A 16,356-nucleotide genomic window follows, 5' to 3' on the forward strand; every position below is an offset into this window, starting at 1 on the left:
TGGGGCAGAGGTACGAAACAGGAAGCGACGCGTTCGGATCGCTTCCCCGAGGGCAGGTATGATCGAGTTCGATAACGTCTCAAAGTCGTTCTGGACGGGCAAGACGCGCAAGGTGATCCTCGATCAGGCCACGTTCCGCGTGGAACTTGGCAATTCACTAGGGATTCTGGCCCCGAACGGGACCGGCAAGACCACGATCATCAACATGATGGCCGGGCTGGAACAACCCGACGAGGGCACGATCAAACGATCGTCGCGCATCTCTTTTCCCCTGGGTTTCATGGGTGGCGTGGTCAACCGCCACAGCGCGACCGAAAACTCGCGCTATATCGCGCGGCTTTACGGGCTGGATCCGGATTATGTGGAAAGCTTCTGCCGCTGGCTGTGCAGCATTGGCGAATATTTCGACATGCCGGTGGGCACCTATTCCTCGGGGATGCGGGCGCGCTTCTCCTTCGCGCTGCTTCTGGCGCTGGAGTTCGACATCTATCTGATCGACGAAGGCATGCCCGGCACCACGGATGCCGAATTCAACCGCAAGGCTGGGTCGATCCTGCGCCAGCGCCTGCGCGAAGCCACGGTGGTGGTCGTGTCGCATCAGGCCTCGACGCTCGAGAAATTCTGCCGCTCTGCCGCCGTGCTGAAGAACGGGCGGCTTTACATGTTCGACACCCTCGAAGAAGCAAAACGGCTGTATAACTATGAAACTCAGGGTTAAGCGGTACAACACACGCCGTTCCGAGGTGCCGCCCGAACCGGCGACACAGCCGGTTGGTCCACGCCCGGCGCAACGCCCCAATCCGGCGCCTCTGTCGCAGACGCCAGCATCCCCGGCCGGCGTTTCCGCACCGCTCGGCTCGATCCGCGCCGACGGGCGGGGCGATGCGCGGCTTGCCGCGCCAAACCCCAGGGATGCCGAGATCATCGACGCGGCCCCCGCAGCACCGCAAGCCCCCCAGCGCAGTGCCGACGAGGCGCTGTTTGCCCAGACCGAGGACGGCTTTGGCGCGGCCCCCTATCCCACGGCGGCGGTGGCACCAACGGGCATGGCTGTTGCGGGCGCGGCGGATAATGCGGCGGGAACCGATCTGGATGCGATCCGGCGCGAAGGTCTGACGGGGCGGCAGTTGCGGCTGGCGCGCCGCATGGCGCAGAAATACGGCCTGCCCGCCACGTCGGATTTCGATGCGGTGCGCCTGCTGCGGCAGGCGGGGCTTGACCCCTTCCGAGCCAACCCCGTGGTCGAGATCGTGGCCGAAGAAGACGGCCCCGCCGATGGCCAGCCCCGCGCAGGCAACATGATGCCGATCCCTGCGGGCGCCCGTCTGCCCCAGACGATCAAACCGGTGAAGATGCCTGCACCGGGCGAAGAGGTGAACCACGCGGCCGAGATCCTGCAGATGCAGCAGGATCTTGCGCGCCGCCGGCGCCGCCGGTCGATGCTGATGATGGCGCGGCTGTTCTTCTTCGTCATCCTGCCCACCTTCCTTGCGGGTTTTTACTACTACCGCGTGGCCACCCCGCTTTATGCGACGAAGACCGAATTCGTCATCCAGCAGGCGATGCCGCAACAGGCCACTGGCACCTCCATGGGGGGGCTGGCCAATACGCCCATGGCCAACATGCAGGATTCCATCACCGTGCAGGGCTATCTGCAATCGCGCGATGCCATGCTGCGGCTGGAACAGGATATCGGGTTTCGCGACGTGTTTTCGGCACCCGGGATCGACCCGATCCAACGGCTCGATCCCGAGGCGTCGAACGAGGCGGCCTACAAGATCTATCAGCGCAATGTCCGTGTGTCCTATGACCCGACCGAGGGCATCATCCGGATGGAGGTGATCGCGCCCGATCCGCAGACCTCGGTCCGCTTTTCCGAAGCGCTGATCGGCTATGCCGAGGAGCAGGTCGATCAGCTGACACAGCGCCTGCGCGAGGATGCGATGAAGGGCGCGCGCGAAAGCTATGCCGAGGCAGAGGCTGCCCTGCTGGAGGCGCGGCAACGCGCCGTGACGCTGCAGGAGACGTTCAAGGTTCTGTCCTCCGAAGTGGAGGTGAGCCTGATCACCAGCCAGATCGGCCAGCTTGAGGGGCAGCTGACCGCCGACCGGCTGTCGCTTGCGCAGATGGAGGCGAACGAAGCGCCGAACCTCGCCCGGATGGAACCGCTCAAGCGCCGCATCGCCACGCTGGAGGACGAGATCGCCCTGTTGCGCGCCAAGCTGGTGGAAGAGGACAGTTCGGGCCAGTCGCTGGCACGCGTGCAGTCGCAACTGGCCGTGGCCGAAGCAGATGCCGAAACCCGGCAGATGATGCTGGCGCAATCGCTGCAGTCGATGGAAACGGCCCGGATCGAGGCCAACCGTCAGGCGCGTTACATCTCGCTCTCCGTCGCTCCCGTGGCGCCGGATGAGGCGACCTATCCCCGCGCATTCGAAAACACGATGGTGGCGATGATGATCTTCGCGGGTATATATCTGCTGCTGTCGATGACCGCCGCAATCCTGCGCGAACAGGTCACGGCCTGAGGAAGAAGATGAAAACAGTCGATATCGGCGGGCTGTCCGTCAGCAATGACAGCCCGCTTCTGGTGATTGCCGGCCCATGCCAGCTGGAAAGCCTCGACCACGCCCAGATGATCGCGGGGACCATGGCCGAGGCCTGCCGCGCGGCGGGTGCGCAATACGTGTTCAAGGCCAGCTACGACAAGGCCAATCGCACCTCCCTCAAGGGGCGGCGGGGCCTTGGCATCGACGCAGGCCTCAAGGTGCTCGAGGCCGTGCGTGCCATGGGGATGCCGGTGCTGACCGATATCCACGATGCCCATCAGGCGCGGCTGGCCGCACAGGTCGTGGACGTGATCCAGATTCCCGCCTTCCTGTGCCGCCAGACGGACCTTCTGATCGCGGCGGGCGAAACGGGGGCCGTGGTCAACATCAAGAAGGGCCAGTTCCTTGCCCCTTGGGACATGGGAAACGTGGCCGAGAAGGTCGCCTCCACCGGGAATGAGCGCATCCTTCTGACCGAGCGGGGCGTGAGTTTCGGCTACAACACGCTGGTGGCCGACATGCGCGCCCTGCCCACCATGGCGCGCACCGGCTGGCCGGTGATCATGGATGCCACCCATTCGGTCCAGCAGCCGGGCGGACAAGGGGCCTCGTCGGGCGGGCAGCGCGAGTTCGCCCCGGTGATGGCGCGCTGCGCGGTGTCCATCGGGATCGCGGGCGTCTTCATCGAAACGCATCAGGCGCCCGATACCGCCCCCTCCGACGGGCCGAACATGATCCCGCTGGATCAGATGCCCGCCCTGATCGACAGCCTGATGGCCTTCGACCGTCTGGCGAAATCGGCGCCCTTGCGGGTGTGACACCCGGCCCCCCTGCCCTTCATCTTGGCGCCAAATACCCCGCAGGGTGAGGCGCGCAGCCCCCTGATTTTTCGAAGGAAAATCGCCCTTTCTACGGCGCCGCCACCCCGGCGCTGGGGTGAAGGACGGGGCGCCATCCTGCGCGCAGGACGGCGATGACAGGCTCTGGCGTCAGGACGGTGACGGGCCCGCGCGGCAGGGGCGTGGGCGCGCCATAGCCCTCCGGCCCCCATCGCAGCGCTTGGCCCTGCCGGATCAGATGCGCCGCCCCGCCAATCAGCGCCATGGTCCCCTCCGGCAGCGTCGCCGCCTCGGCCATGTGGCGGCGCTGGGAGCGGCCCTCCAAACGCGCCGCATGCAGGGCGCGGTCGATCTCGGCCGCGCGCATGGCGCCAAAAACCGAAGCCCAGGCCGCGGCGAACCCCTGCCACGCGGCACGGCGACATTCGGCGCAGGGGCGGTGGCCCGCCGCACAGGCCACCGCCTCGTCCAGAAAGAACAACTCGGTGTAGCGACCCGGCGCCATCAATGCGCGCCGCCGCCCCTTGAACGCCAGCGCGCAGGTGATCCACGCCCGATGGCGCCAGCGTGCGGCACCCAGAGTGCCGGCCCCATCATGCAGGCAGCCGCGATTGCCCATGAACAGCCCGCGCGCGGGATGGGCCACGATCTCGCCCGTGGGCCAGACGCGGTTCTGCCGCGCCATCAGGCCACCTGCCCCGCGACCCAGCCCGAAGACCAGGCCCACTGGAAATTGTACCCGCCCAGCCAGCCCGTCACATCTACCACCTCGCCCACGAAGAACAGTCCCGGCACGCCGCGCACGGCCATGGTCCGGGCATCCAGCGCATCGGTATCCACCCCGCCCAGCGTCACCTCGGCCGTGCGATAGCCCTCGGATCCGACGGGGCGCAATTCCCAATCCTGCACCCGTGCGGCAACAGCGTCGAGCCGGGCGCGCGGCAGTTCGGCCAGCGGGGCGGAAGCACCCGTCTGCGCCTCGATCAGACGGGCAAGCTTTTCGGGCATCAGCTTGCCAAGCGCCGTGCGCAGGGCCGTGCGCCCGGCCGCCTTCTTCTCGTTCGCCAGAAAGCCGGCCACATCCTGCCCCGGTGCAAGGTTCAGGCGGATCGCCTCTCCCTCGCGCCAGTAGGACGAGATCTGCAGGATCGCAGGGCCGGACAGGCCGCGATGGGTAAACAGCACCGCCTCGTCAAAACCGGTGCGGCCATGGCTCACCCGCCCCGCCAGCGAGACGCCCGAAAGCGGACGCATCCAGTCCAGTTCCTGTTCGGCAAAGGTCAGCGGAACGAGGGCGGGCCGGGTTTCCACGATGGGCAGGCCAAAGCTTTCGGCGATGCGATAGCCATAGCCCGTGGCGCCCATCTTGGGGATGGACTTGCCCCCCGTCGCCACGATGACCGAGGACGCGCGCAGCGGACCACGGGCGGTTTCCACCTCGAACCCGTCGGCGATACGGCGGACCGCGCCAAGGCTGCAATCGAGCCAGAGGTCCACACCGGCGGCGGCCATGTCACGCAACAGCATGTCGATGATCTGCCTAGCCGACCCGTCGCAGAAAAGTTGCCCCAGCGTCTTTTCATGCCAGCCGATGCCGGCCGAATCGACGCGCGCGATGAAATCCTGCGCGGTATAGCGCCGCAAGGGGGACAGGGCGAAGCGCGGATTGCGGCTGAGGAACCGCTCCACCGCGATCCCTGTATTGGTGAAGTTGCACCGCCCCCCGCCCGAGATGCGGATCTTCTCGCCCGGCGCACGGGCGTGATCGACGACAAGCACCGATCGCCCCCGGCGGCCCGCCTCGATCGCCGCGAACATCCCCGCCGCGCCCGCCCCCAGAACGATGACATCCACCTTGTGCATGGCCCTCCCTAACCTGCCGGGATTGCGTGCACAATCCTGCGGAAAAATCCGCGACTACCCTCTTGCACCCCCCCACGCCCTTCGCTAAACACCGCCGCACGGTTGGGGCGTCGCCAAGTGGTAAGGCAGCGGTTTTTGGTACCGCCATACCTAGGTTCGAATCCTAGCGCCCCAGCCAAACTCTCCTCGCAGTAAAGACTTCAGCCCGCACATGGGTTACCACAAGGCTGGTTAGGGCTATGCCCCACCGCTTGGCCCCTTTCAGGTGCAGTTTGCCGTTTAAACGCCGACTATGATCACGCAGTTGGAGCGCTAGAGGCCGGTATCTCAGCCTTGGCAACAATCGCGGCTAGTGCGAAGTCATCAAGTACTACGATACTTACTCCGCGCCACTACCGTCGAAAATGGCGCCCGATGCTTTCGCCGATCCTCCGAAGAGCGGGAAGCCAGATCCAGTCAAACCAGACCACCGCCAAGACACCCAAAAGGAGGTAAATCCGCCGGTCTTGATTTTCGAGGTCGCGGTAAAGATACGATCCTACACACACGGCAGTAAAGAACAGTTTTTCTCCGAGCTTCTCCATCATTGAATGCGGTCTCCTGGATGATAGTGACCGGTCTGCGCCCGCGTATAAGATTTTCTGGAGATCGGCCTCCCCACGAAAGCAGCTTCAGCCACCAATAGGCCTACGCCCGTACACAGAAAATGTTCAGCTGAGGATCGAAGGCTGATTGACTGGCATCGGAAAATGGACGCCGTTTGTTTGGGGCAGCATCCTTAATCGAATAGCGAAAGCCAGCCGTTGACAGGGCATTGAGAATATCGCCGAGGCGCTGTGGTCTACTCTTCAGGCCGTGATATTCTAGGAACAAGCGCTTTGTATTCGGGAGCACATCCAGTAGATCGAACAGTACCGTGTTTTCAGCTCCCTCGATGTCCATTTTCAAAAAATCAATACTATCAAAGCGTGCGAGCACAGCGTGCAGTCGCTCGGCTCGTACGCGGCGGACCTGACCGGCCCCGCGAAAATCGACCTCTGTCGAACCAGCAAGGGAGCCCTCGACGAAGAATTCGAGTTCCGTGTCCTCGACCCAAGCTGCAGTGTTCCGCAGATCAACATCTCGATACCCCATAACGGCCACGTTAGCTTCCAGTGCTTGAAAGGCATCTGGATCGGGCTCGAAGGCGATGATGCGACTATCGGGGAACTGACGCTTAAAGAAAATGATGCTCAATCCTATGTTGCTGCCGACATCAACGATCAGAGGGGTCGGGTGCGGGGAATGAAACGCATAAAGTTGGTCTTCAAAAATTTCGTGGAATGAATGCATGAAGCCCGAACTGTCGGTAAACATGATTTCTTGACCGAACAGCTTCGCGGTGCCCTGAACGAAGCGGGGCATTCGTTCGATGCGCTTCTGCTCGCTTCGGGGCATAATCTGGTGACTAGGCTTCGGCAATACGTGGCGCGCCATGCGCCTGACGTTCCTCCCCACTCTCCGCGCAAAACTCATTCGCCTCTCCTCCACATGGCATCACCCAACCAGTTTGGCCGCCAAGCACGGGTTGCCGCGCAGCTGATGACGCCTGTGCAAGCTGCTCGTCATGATTTCGCGGTAAAGTATGTTAGGCTTGCCATGGATTGGGGTGACATTGCTACACGCCCCATCGTCTTGCCCACCCCTTTGCCCGAGCGATCATCCGGCCGAGAGTGATCCTTGATCTCCACCCAACTGGATGCTGACGCGGCAATCCCCTTGTCTTTCGTATCATTACAATATGCTGATTGAAAATCTCTACATCCCCGCCATAGCGTTTGACCAGGCGGGGCCAATGCGCAATATCGAAGTTGTGCGGGTTGGCATTGATGAGTTCCACCTTTACGAAGGGGAACCCAGAAGTGACCAGTTGCTCCCACAGGTGCAGGGTTGGATTCTTTCCCTTGAGAGAACTCCAGTCCATTTGAGGAAATAGAAAGTCATACGAGAACAGCACTTCCGTCTTGAGATGTGCAGTTTCACGCATCTGCTCAAGCAAACGGATCTCGTATTTTTGAATAACGTCAATTTTTGTCTGCTCTGCCTTAACTTCACTCCAGAAGGTTCGAACCTGTTCCGAGGACATCCCGTCATTCTGCAGAACGAAAAAATAACTCTGGACGTGATGACGATATTCGAAAGATTCGGTCAGAGCCAGAAAGTCAGCATCGGACGCCCGAATCCTTTCCAAGGTTCGGTCGAATCCGGAAAGTGGCCCGAGGATGCTGTCATTGACGAAGAACAGCCTCTTTGCTGACCACAAGTCTGGCATACGGGCCAGGGCCGCCGCCCAAACAGCGAAGTCGTAGCCACCATTCTCGCGCTTAAGGATGTGAGCCGCGCCATCAAGCCCGGTCAGATCGATGGTGACATTCATATCATTGACAGCACAGCACACCACAACCGACAGTCCCGACGCAACCAAGGCCTTTACAAGGGCCAGAGGTCCCGGCAGCAGTTGATTGCCAGCCACGAATGTGACGAAGAGGCAGACCTCCTTGCCTTCGAACGCCACTTCGGACGAACGCAGGACTTCCATAGCTTGCGCGCAGACATCAAGGGGTTCCACCTCACCCGACAGACCACTGGCGCCCTGTGACCGATCCCCACGATCCGCTCTGCCGCGATCCGTTAACGGGCTCTCGCCGGAGATCGCTGCGTTTATGCCGTTCATGCGCACCCTGGCGGTTTGTTCATTGATTGTGTGGGATAATCTCGTTTGATGAGAGCGGGAAAGAACCGAAGAAGTCAACACACCCCATCTTCGTGCCTGCCGTCCCGTCAGCCAACTATACCCGACCGACCCCGCAGTGCCCCCTTGGCGGCCTCCTCAGCTCAACATATCTTGGCGCCCCAGCCAGCCGCCCGCGATGATCGCAATGTGGCGCTTCTCACCTTGATGGCTGAGGGCGGGCGGTTCTCGTCACAAGTTCGCTGGGGTCGGCACTCCCCGTGGCATGGGCCACTTCCGCTTCGGAGGCTCTCTGCCTCGGAAACGGACGAAGGCGTCACGCCGGCCATATCCCGCCGCTTGCGCACGAACAGAAACTAGCAGAACCCAAAGACCGTCATACTTGCATTACGACCAGAGCATGCCTGTTTCTCATACTAGCGGGCCGTGATGGCAATGTGCCGAGCGTCTTCCGGGTGATCCTAGATGAGGATGGACTCCTCGGCCGGAAGGGCGAACACTTCGGGCGGCCAATCCACGCGCCAATCCAGCTTTTGGACCGGGGAACAGCGCAGAGCCATCGGCACGGTCCTCACGAAATCGGGTCCGAAATGTTCCCGCGCGTTCTGCACCATGTGGCACAGGTCGTGATGGCGGTAGGTCATGGCCTCGACGATCGCGCGGGCCTTTGGATCGGTGTCGATCAGTTGCATCATCAGGTACTGTTCCCAGAAGTAGGGAAAATAGTCGCCCTGCCGCCCCAACGGCGAGACGGGGTAGAGAAGATCGGCCCGCCATCGGGTGAAGAAGTCGAGATAGCCCTTTCCCATCCCTTTTGTCAGCAGGGCCCGGATCGTCAGTTTCTTGCCCGGGGGCCAGGTCGGCTGAATCCGCAGATCGTAGAGCTGCCGGGGGTGGGTCCAGTAGGCGCGAATGGCGTCATCAAGGGCGCGGATGAAGGCGTTGCCGGCATGGGCGATGAGGAAAAAGTTACCAAGGCGCCAGTGCGAGGGTGGCCCGGCGAAGGCGAAAAAGCCCGTCTTGCCGGTATAGACATCTGCGTAACGGTCCAGAGGCAAAAGCGGCAGCAAGGTCGCATCCACCCAAGCGCCGCCATGCTGGCGCAGCAGCCGGACGCGCAGGATGTCAGAGCGCGCCTGAACCGGCAGGAGGTTGATGTCGAACGGCATGTCGGAGAGCAAATCCGCCATGTCGCGCGCATCCAGCACGACCAGCCGATGTTCGGGGTTCATCTCCTCCCACCGTGACAGGCAGGTTTGCACGGCGGCGGGTGCGTTCTGCCGACCGCTATCCCAGAAGGAAAAGATATCCAATGTTCAATCCTGCAAGCCACAGCAAGGGTGTCTGACGGAACGCCCAGACATGAGACAGGCACGGCACTGGGGCCGTTATATCGCCAGTGTCGCGGGTTTGTAGAGCGTTTCTGAAAAAAGCCGCGGCGCGCGGCCGCCCTGATCGGCTGCGGGATTGGCATCTTCGGCCTGGACCGACGCATCGTGTTCGGCGGACGGGTCCGCAACAGGCGATGGAAATGGCCCGCGCCGCCCGCGCAAAGGCCCTGCGATGCCGACCGCTCGGCCTTTGGTCACGGCTGGCCGCGTCACGCGGCCCTCTCCACCACGCCGCCATGCGCGCGCAAGGGGGCAAAGGTCCCGGCGTGGCGTGGAATTTTCAGCCCGCACGCATCAGCAGCTTTTTTCGGCTTTGGCGGGGTTCTGCTGAATAGAATTTTGCGTTTGCTCCGTATCTTGGTAACGCCTGACGCGACCGCGCCGACGTGCGGTGGCACGATCTGCCTGATACAAACGGATACGACCCATGCCCAGCCTGCACGCAGCCCGGAACAAGCCGACGCCGCCTCTTCTGCGCCCCAATCTGGTGGTTGCGCCCTTTGTCTGCCGCCTGCTTGGCAATGGCCAGCCCGAGGCGGAGGTGCTGCATCCCGAAGAGGTGGAGGCGGTCACTCCGCCCGCGATGCTGGAGGGGATGCTGGACCGGGTGACGGGGACAGACGAACATTCGGTGCTTGCGCACCATATCTCGGCCAGCGTTGAAACCAGCGTGCGCCACGTCGCCGTTCTTCGACGGGTCCATCGGAACGCCTTGATGAGCCGTGGAGGTTTTGTCACATGGCGGCACAAGGAAAACTATGATCGCGCGTGGCGCAGCGTGGACGCCGGTGCCCCCCTCCGCGAGGTCGCGCTAGCGCGGTACTGCAACAGTTACGTGTCTTGGCGCTATTTCGGGCATTGGCTGACCGATGCTATTCCCACTTCGCTCATCGAGCCGGACCTCGGCGCGCTGTGGATGCCGGCGCATCCGGCGTGGGGTCATGCGGCAGACTATCGGCGCGCGCTGGACCTTCCGACGATGACAGAGGCTTGGGTTCATGCCGAAGAATTGGTGACCTATCAGGATTTCGGGCAAGGCACCCACAAACAGCGTCGTTTTGACGTGATCCGACGGAAGTTACAGGCCCGTTTCGGGACAGGACAGGCGGGGGATCTGGTCTATCTGCGCCGGGGGCGCACCGGCGCGCCGCGCTGGATCCGGGACGAAGATCGCTTGGTCGACGCGCTGGTGGCGCGGGACTGGAAGATCGTGGATGTTGGCACGGCCTCTGTGGCCGAACTGCAGCAGGCGCTTTGCCGCGCGCGGGTCGTGGTCAGCATTGACGGAAGCCACCTGGACCACGCGCATCTGTGCCTGCTTCCCGGATCGACCATGATCGTCCTGATCCCACAGGACCGCTACACCGCCCGGCAACTCGGCCTTTGTCGTGCGCACAAGGTATCCCCGGGTTTTGTCGTCCTCCCCGGATCGGCGGAGGCGGGCTATGTGGCGGATCTTGATGAGGTGCTGCAGACCGTTGATCTGGCCGCGACTGCCTAAGGGCGGACCCGACTTTTCCCCGCAGGCGCCCGCCTCTGCGCGTTGATCCGCCGGAGCGGCACTGTTAACCTTTCCGTCGGATGGGTTGTCATCCGTGCAATCGGAGAAGGCTATGGGTATCGAAAGTCTTTTGGTTATGTTGTTCGTCGGCGCCGTGGCGGGTTGGCTCGCGGGGAAACTGGTGGCCGGATACGGCTATGGTCTGCTCGGCAATATCGTGATCGGTATTCTCGGCGCGGTGGTGGCCAGCTTCCTGTTGCCGCAGATCGGCTTTGGTCTGGGTGGCGGTATCCTGTCGGCGATCATCCATTCGACGATCGGCGCGGTGATCCTCTTGTTCGTGATCCGGCTGATCAAGCGGGCCTGACCGGCACCATTGGTTCAGGGGAAAAGAAACGACCCTCGCCTTGCGGCGAGGGTCGCGTCGTTTTCAGCGGCAGGCCGCGATCAGGAGCACCCGCTCGTGCCGCCGCAGGTGTTGCACTTCATGCAGGTGCCGTTGCGCACCAGCGTGTAGTTGCCGCACTCGCCGCAGGGATCGCCTTCATAGCCCTGCATTTTGGCCTTGGTGCGCGCATCCATGCTGACGGTCCCGGTGCCAAGGGCCGTGGCCGCGCCGCCGCCCATGGTTTCGGGGACCAGCGTGTTCAGCGCCATCACCGGATCAGTGCCAGTGGCCAGCGCCGTGGCCCCTGCCCCCATCCCGCCTTGGAACACCACCAGCTCCTGCGGCAGCCGCTTGCGCAGATACCCGGTCGAGCTGATGGAACGCAGCAGTTCCACCGACTTCGACGCCGCCGCATCGCTGACTTCGCCGAAGTTGCGCTTGCCCTCGTCATCGCCGCGGCCAAGGTCATCGAAAGCCGCGCCCTGCGGTTTGACATGGGCCAGATCGGTGCGGTCCAGATAGCTGATCGCCAGTTCGCGGAAGATGTAGTCGAGGATGGAGGTCGCGTTCTTGATCGAGTCGTTCCCCTGCACCATCCCCGCCGGTTCAAAGCGGGTGAAGGTGAAGGCTTCCACGAATTCCTCCAGCGGCACGCCATATTGCAGGCCCACGGACACGGCGATGGCGAAGTTGTTCATCATCGCACGGAAGCCTGCGCCTTCCTTGTGCATGTCGATGAAGATTTCGCCCAGACGCCCATCGCCATATTCGCCGGTGCGCAGATACACCTTGTGGCCGCCGACGATGGCCTTCTGGGTGTATCCCTTGCGACGCTCAGGCAGTTTTTCGCGGTTGGTGCGGATGATCTCCTTCACCACGATCTTTTCGACGATCTTTTCGGCCAGAACCGCGGCCTTTTCCTGCGCCGACCCGGTGGCGAGGATTTCTTCCGCCTCTTCGTCATCCTCGACCAGCGCAGCGGCCAGCGGCTGGCTCAGCTTCGATCCGTCGCGGTAGAGCGCGTTGGCCTTGATGCCGAGGCTGTGCGACAGTTCGTAAGCCGCCAGCGTTTCGGCGATGGTGGCCGAGTTCGGCATGTTGATCGTCTTGGAGATGGCGCCCGAGATGAAGGACTGCGCCGCCGCCATCATGTGGATATGGCTCTCCACCGACAGGAAGCGTTTGCCCGTCTTGCCGCAGGGGTTGGCGCAGTCGAAGACCGGGTAATGTTCCGGCTTCAGGAAGGGCGCGCCTTCCAGCGTCATCGTCCCGCAGACATGATCGTTCGCGGCGTCGATCTGGGCCTTGGTGAACCCGAGGTGACGAAGCAGATCGAAGGACGGATCGGCCAGCTTGTCCGCCGGGATGCCGAGGGTGCCTTTGCAGAAATCCTCGCCCAGCGTCCACTGGTTGAACACGAAGCGGATGTCAAAGGCCGAAGGCAGAGCCGCTTCGATCTTTTCCAGCTCGCGCGGGCCGAAACCGTGGCCGATCAGCGAGGTGTGGTTGATGCCGGGGCAGTTGCCCAAGGAGCCGTGACCCACGGCATGGGCCACGATCTCGGCCACCTGCGACGAGGAATAGCCCAGGGCTTCAAGCGCGGCGGGAACCGACTGGTTGATGATCTTGAAGTAGCCTCCACCGGCCAGCTTCTTGAACTTGACCAGCGCGAAGTCGGGCTCGATCCCCGTCGTGTCGCAATCCATCACCAGGCCGATGGTGCCCGTGGGCGCGATCACCGTGGTCTGGGCGTTGCGGTAGCCGTGCGCTTCACCCAGCGACAGCGCCTCGTCCCAAGCGGATTTCGCAAGCGCGACAAGGGTTTGGTCGGGGCAGTTCGCGCCGTCCAGCGGCACGGGATTGACGTTCACGCCTTCATAGCCATCGGCGGCACCATGGGCGGCGCGGCGGTGGTTGCGGATCACGCGCAGCATGTGCTGGGCATTGCGCTGGTAGCCCGAGAAGGCGCCCAGTTCCGCCGCCATCTCGGCCGAGGTGGCATAGGAGATGCCGGTCATCAGCGCGGTCAGCGCCCCGCAGAGCGCGCGGCCTTCGGTCGAATCGTAGCCCAACCCCATGTTCATCAAGAGCCCGCCGATATTGGCATAGCCAAGGCCCAGCGTGCGGAAGTCATAGGAAAGCTGCGCGATTTCCTTGGACGGGAACTGCGCCATCATCACGCTGATCTCCAGCGTCACGGTCCACAGACGGGTGGCATGCATGTAGGCCGCTGCGTCGAACTTGCCGTCCTTGTAGAAGGTCAGAAGGTTCATCGAAGCAAGGTTGCAGGCCGTATCATCGAGGAACATGTATTCCGAGCAGGGGTTCGACCCCCGGATCGGGCCATCTTCCGGGCAGGTGTGCCAGGCGTTGACGGTGTCGTGGAACTGGATGCCCGGGTCGGCGCAGGCCCAGGCGGCATGGCCCACCTGATCCCACAGGTCGCGCGCCTTGATGGTCTTGGCGACCTTGCCATCCGTGCGGCGGATCAGCGCCCAGTCTTCATCATTCTGCACGGCTTTGAGGAAGGCATCGGTCACGCGGACCGAGTTGTTGGAATTCTGGCCCGACACCGTGATGTAGGCATCGGAGTCCCAGTCCGTGTCATAGGTCGGGAATTCGATCGAGGTGAAACCCTGACGCGCATATTGCAGGATGCGGTTGGTGTAGGTGTCGGGGATCATGGCCTTTTTGGCCGAACGGATCGCCGCCTTCAGCGCCGGGTTTTTCGCCGGATCGACCGAATCTTCGGCCGAGCCATCCCACTGGCGGATGGCGGCGAAGATTTCGTTCAGCTTCTGCTCATGCGCCTTGGACCCGGCGACCAGCGAGGCGACCTTCTGCTCTTCGATCACCTTCCAGTTGATAAACTGTTCGATATCGGGGTGATCCATGTCGCAGATCACCATCTTGGCCGCGCGCCGCGTGGTGCCACCCGATTTGATCGCGCCCGCCGCGCGGTCACCGATCTTGAGGAAGCCCATCAGACCCGACGACTTGCCGCCGCCCGACAGTTTCTCCCCTTCGCCGCGCAGGGACGAGAAGTTGGTGCCGGTGCCCGAGCCGTATTTGAACAGCCGCGCCTCGCGCACCCACAGATCCATGATCCCGCCTTCGTTCACCAGATCGTCGGAAACCGACTGGATGAAGCAGGCATGCGGTTGGGGGTGTTCATAGGCGCTGTCGGATTTCGTCAGCTTGCCGGTCTGGTAATCCACATAGAAATGCCCCTGCGACGGGCCGTCGATGCCATAGGCCCAATGCAGACCGGTGTTGAACCACTGGGGCGAGTTCGGCGCCGCCATCTGGCGGGCCAGCATGAAGCGCATCTCGTCGAAATAGGCGCGGGCGTCCGCCTCGGTGGTGAAATAGCCGCCCTTCCAGCCCCAATAGGCCCAGGCGCCCGCCAGACGGTCAAACACCTGCTTGGCGCTGGTCTCGCCGGTGAAGCGCTCGCCCTCGGGCAGTTCGGCCAGCGCGGCCTCATCGGGGACCGAGCGCCACAGGAATTCCGGCACGCCCTTTTCCTTCACGCGCTTCAGCCGTGCCGGGATCCCCGCCTTGCGGAAATACTTCTGCGCCAGCACGTCGGAGGCGACCTGGCTCCAGCCTTCCGGAACCTCTACCGCGTCGTTGCGGAACACCACCTTGCCATCCGGATTGCGGATTTCCGACGTGGTCGTCGCAAAGGCCATGGCCCCATAGGCACCCGTCGCCTCTGTCGTGAATTTGCGTTCGATCTTCATCTCTGCCCCGTCTCCGAATTCTGGTAGGGCCTGCGCCCCATCCGATGTTAACCTTCATACGATTGGCAAGGCTTCGCACCCCGCTGCCGATAAGGCACGGAACGGAACAGCCAGACAGCTGCCCAATCTTTCGGGATTTCGACCTTCGCTGCACACGACCACAATATCTAGTGGCCCAACCGCTTACTTCGTCAAACTGTCGTAAACCTTGCCCCTGTTCAACGACATTTTTAGGGGGTCAAGGGCGATTTTTCGCTTGACGGTTTTCCTGCAACAGCCCCCGCCAAACGCACCGCTCTGTGGATGAGGTCGTGGATATCCGCAGGACAAATCCCATGCAGGATTGGGATTTCCGCGCCATGACGCAGGGTTGGCTGGGGGCGTTCACAGGGGGTGTGAATAGCCTCCTCAGCGCGCCTGTGGCGGCACCGGCGATTCTTTCACAGGTTGCACGCGCCGATTGATCAGAACGATTCCCACCGCAACCAGTGCCGATGCCCCAAGCAGGGCGGGCGTGACCGACTCATCGAAGAACAGCCAGCCCAAAAAAACGGCAAGGATCGGGGTGAGGAAGGAAAAGCTGGCCACGGTCGAGGCCGGATAAACCGACAGAAGCCAGAGCCAGCCGATAAACCCGCCCGCAACAACGATAGAGGATTGGAAGATCAGCCCCACAATATGTAGTGGCGTGACATCGCGCAGCAGCGGGCCGAACAGGGGCGCGGCCAGAATCAGGATGGGGGCCGAGACGAGGACCATCCAGAACAGCTGCATCTCGGGCCCGGCCGCGCGCAGGCGCGAGGCGCGCGCCACCACCGCCGTCCCCGCCCAGCCGAGCGCGCCCCCCAGCGCCAGCAGATCGCCCACAAGGCTGCCCTCTGTATCGGGGCTGCGCGACAGGATGGCCCAGGCCGTGCCCGCAAAGGCCAGCGCGAGGCCCGCACTGCGCACCAGCGTCAGGCGTTCCCCCGGCAGCAGCACATGCGCCATCAGCGCGAACCAGACCGGCATGGAGTAGAAGATGACCGAAGCCCGGCTGACCGCCGTCAGATCGAGCGCGAGAAAGAGGCAAAGGAATTCCAGCGCGAAGATCGTTCCGATCAGGATGCCGGGCGCGAGATCACTCCGCGTCAGGCGTGGTGGGCGGCCCCGCCAGATCAGCCAGAGCGCCACGAAAACCACAGCCAGCGCCGAACGGAGGCCGGCAAAGAAGACAGGCTGTAATCCTGTGTTCACCCATTTCACGAGGATCTGGTTGAAGGCCAGAAGCAACATCACACCAAACAGCGCGGTGGCGCCAAAGGCATCCAGCCGGTCCTTGCGTTCCATGTCGCCCCGCCCCCCAAAG

The 16,356-nt window shown here is 62.8% G+C and carries 12 protein-coding genes and 1 tRNA gene; 6 read left to right on the forward strand and 7 right to left on the reverse strand.

Annotation, left to right across the window (positions count from 1 at the left end; all coding sequences use genetic code 11):
* The first annotated feature begins 58 nt into the window (after positions 1-58).
* Genes GU920_RS13975 through kdsA form a run of 3 tightly spaced genes read left to right on the forward strand, consistent with a single transcriptional unit; the run spans position 59 to position 3,367 of the window.
* Positions 59-718 carry an ABC transporter ATP-binding protein gene (locus GU920_RS13975; protein ID WP_161767697.1) on the forward strand — a complete coding sequence of 220 codons (660 nt, stop codon included), beginning with the start codon at positions 59-61 and terminating at the stop codon, positions 716-718.
* Positions 702-2,528 carry a capsule biosynthesis protein gene (locus GU920_RS13980; RefSeq protein WP_235933303.1) on the forward strand — a complete coding sequence of 609 codons (1,827 nt, stop codon included), beginning with the start codon at positions 702-704 and terminating at the stop codon, positions 2,526-2,528. The genes GU920_RS13975 and GU920_RS13980 overlap by 17 nt, the downstream gene beginning before the upstream one ends.
* Before the next feature lie 8 nt (positions 2,529-2,536).
* A complete protein-coding gene (gene kdsA, locus GU920_RS13985) occupies positions 2,537-3,367 on the forward strand; it encodes a 3-deoxy-8-phosphooctulonate synthase (RefSeq protein WP_161767698.1) in 831 nt (276 codons plus the stop codon).
* Positions 3,368-3,458: 91 nt separating this feature from the next.
* Here kdsA and GU920_RS13990 read toward each other — a convergent pair whose 3' ends face one another.
* Together GU920_RS13990 and GU920_RS13995 are read right to left on the reverse strand one after the other, a co-directional pair.
* Positions 3,459-4,073 carry a hypothetical protein gene (locus tag GU920_RS13990; RefSeq protein ID WP_161767699.1) on the reverse strand — a complete coding sequence of 205 codons (615 nt, stop codon included), beginning with the start codon at positions 4,071-4,073 and terminating at the stop codon, positions 3,459-3,461.
* The gene (locus GU920_RS13995; protein ID WP_161767700.1) at positions 4,073-5,251 is read right to left on the reverse strand and encodes a BaiN/RdsA family NAD(P)/FAD-dependent oxidoreductase; all 1,179 of its coding nucleotides are present in this window, start codon (positions 5,249-5,251) and stop codon (positions 4,073-4,075) included. Before GU920_RS13995 ends, GU920_RS13990 begins: the two co-directional genes overlap by 1 nt.
* 103 nt (positions 5,252-5,354) lie before the next feature.
* Here GU920_RS13995 and GU920_RS14000 point away from each other — a divergent pair.
* Positions 5,355-5,429: transfer RNA gene (locus GU920_RS14000), tRNA-Gln, on the forward strand.
* Between the two features lie 509 nt (positions 5,430-5,938).
* Here the strand turns inward: GU920_RS14000 and GU920_RS14005 are convergent.
* The 3 genes from GU920_RS14005 to GU920_RS14015 all read right to left on the reverse strand — a co-directional run bounded on the left by GU920_RS14005 (position 5,939) and on the right by GU920_RS14015 (position 9,295).
* Entirely contained in the window at positions 5,939-6,727 is a 789-nt protein-coding gene (locus GU920_RS14005) for an FkbM family methyltransferase (protein WP_161767701.1), read from the reverse strand.
* A gap of 181 nt (positions 6,728-6,908) precedes the next feature.
* On the reverse strand, positions 6,909-7,964 hold the full coding sequence (locus GU920_RS14010) for a rhamnan synthesis F family protein (protein WP_161767702.1): 1,056 nt from the start codon (positions 7,962-7,964) through the stop codon (positions 6,909-6,911).
* Positions 7,965-8,443: 479 nt separating this feature from the next.
* Positions 8,444-9,295 (reverse strand): capsular polysaccharide synthesis protein, encoded by an 852-nt coding sequence (locus GU920_RS14015; RefSeq protein WP_161767703.1) that lies wholly within the window; start codon positions 9,293-9,295, stop codon positions 8,444-8,446.
* Between the two features lie 505 nt (positions 9,296-9,800).
* Here GU920_RS14015 and GU920_RS14020 point away from each other — a divergent pair.
* Both GU920_RS14020 and GU920_RS14025 read left to right on the forward strand, forming a co-directional pair.
* Positions 9,801-10,874, forward strand: coding sequence for a glycosyltransferase 61 family protein (locus GU920_RS14020; protein ID WP_161767704.1), 1,074 nt, complete (start codon positions 9,801-9,803; stop codon positions 10,872-10,874).
* Between the two features lie 112 nt (positions 10,875-10,986).
* Positions 10,987-11,241, forward strand: coding sequence for a GlsB/YeaQ/YmgE family stress response membrane protein (locus GU920_RS14025; RefSeq protein ID WP_161767705.1), 255 nt, complete (start codon positions 10,987-10,989; stop codon positions 11,239-11,241).
* Positions 11,242-11,321: 80 nt separating this feature from the next.
* On the opposite strand, the gene GU920_RS14030 is transcribed toward GU920_RS14025, so the two are convergent.
* Together GU920_RS14030 and GU920_RS14035 are read right to left on the reverse strand one after the other, a co-directional pair.
* The gene (locus GU920_RS14030) at positions 11,322-15,008 is read right to left on the reverse strand and encodes a vitamin B12-dependent ribonucleotide reductase (RefSeq protein ID WP_161767706.1); all 3,687 of its coding nucleotides are present in this window, start codon (positions 15,006-15,008) and stop codon (positions 11,322-11,324) included.
* A 408-nt stretch (positions 15,009-15,416) separates the two neighbouring features.
* The gene (locus tag GU920_RS14035; protein WP_161767707.1) at positions 15,417-16,337 is read right to left on the reverse strand and encodes a DMT family transporter; all 921 of its coding nucleotides are present in this window, start codon (positions 16,335-16,337) and stop codon (positions 15,417-15,419) included.
* Positions 16,338-16,356: the final 19 nt, after the last annotated feature.

The sequence above is a fragment of the Paragemmobacter ruber genome (assembly GCF_009908315.1).
Lineage (GTDB): Bacteria > Pseudomonadota > Alphaproteobacteria > Rhodobacterales > Rhodobacteraceae > Paragemmobacter > Paragemmobacter ruber.

What these genes read in the sequence shown, in the direction of transcription:
- GU920_RS13975 (WP_161767697.1), top strand. Translation starts at nt 59, where the DNA reads ATGATCGAGTTCGATAACGTCTCAAAGTCGTTCTGGACGGGCAAGACG.
- GU920_RS14005 (WP_161767701.1), bottom strand. Translation starts at nt 6,727, where the DNA reads ATGGCGCGCCACGTATTGCCGAAGCCTAGTCACCAGATTATGCCCCGA.
- GU920_RS13995 (WP_161767700.1), bottom strand. Translation starts at nt 5,251, where the DNA reads ATGCACAAGGTGGATGTCATCGTTCTGGGGGCGGGCGCGGCGGGGATG.
- kdsA (WP_161767698.1), top strand. Translation starts at nt 2,537, where the DNA reads ATGAAAACAGTCGATATCGGCGGGCTGTCCGTCAGCAATGACAGCCCG.
- GU920_RS14020 (WP_161767704.1), top strand. Translation starts at nt 9,801, where the DNA reads ATGCCCAGCCTGCACGCAGCCCGGAACAAGCCGACGCCGCCTCTTCTG.
- GU920_RS13980 (WP_235933303.1), top strand. Translation starts at nt 702, where the DNA reads ATGAAACTCAGGGTTAAGCGGTACAACACACGCCGTTCCGAGGTGCCG.
- GU920_RS14030 (WP_161767706.1), bottom strand. Translation starts at nt 15,008, where the DNA reads ATGAAGATCGAACGCAAATTCACGACAGAGGCGACGGGTGCCTATGGG.
- GU920_RS13990 (WP_161767699.1), bottom strand. Translation starts at nt 4,073, where the DNA reads ATGGCGCGGCAGAACCGCGTCTGGCCCACGGGCGAGATCGTGGCCCAT.
- GU920_RS14025 (WP_161767705.1), top strand. Translation starts at nt 10,987, where the DNA reads ATGGGTATCGAAAGTCTTTTGGTTATGTTGTTCGTCGGCGCCGTGGCG.
- GU920_RS14035 (WP_161767707.1), bottom strand. Translation starts at nt 16,337, where the DNA reads ATGGAACGCAAGGACCGGCTGGATGCCTTTGGCGCCACCGCGCTGTTT.
- GU920_RS14010 (WP_161767702.1), bottom strand. Translation starts at nt 7,964, where the DNA reads ATGAACGGCATAAACGCAGCGATCTCCGGCGAGAGCCCGTTAACGGAT.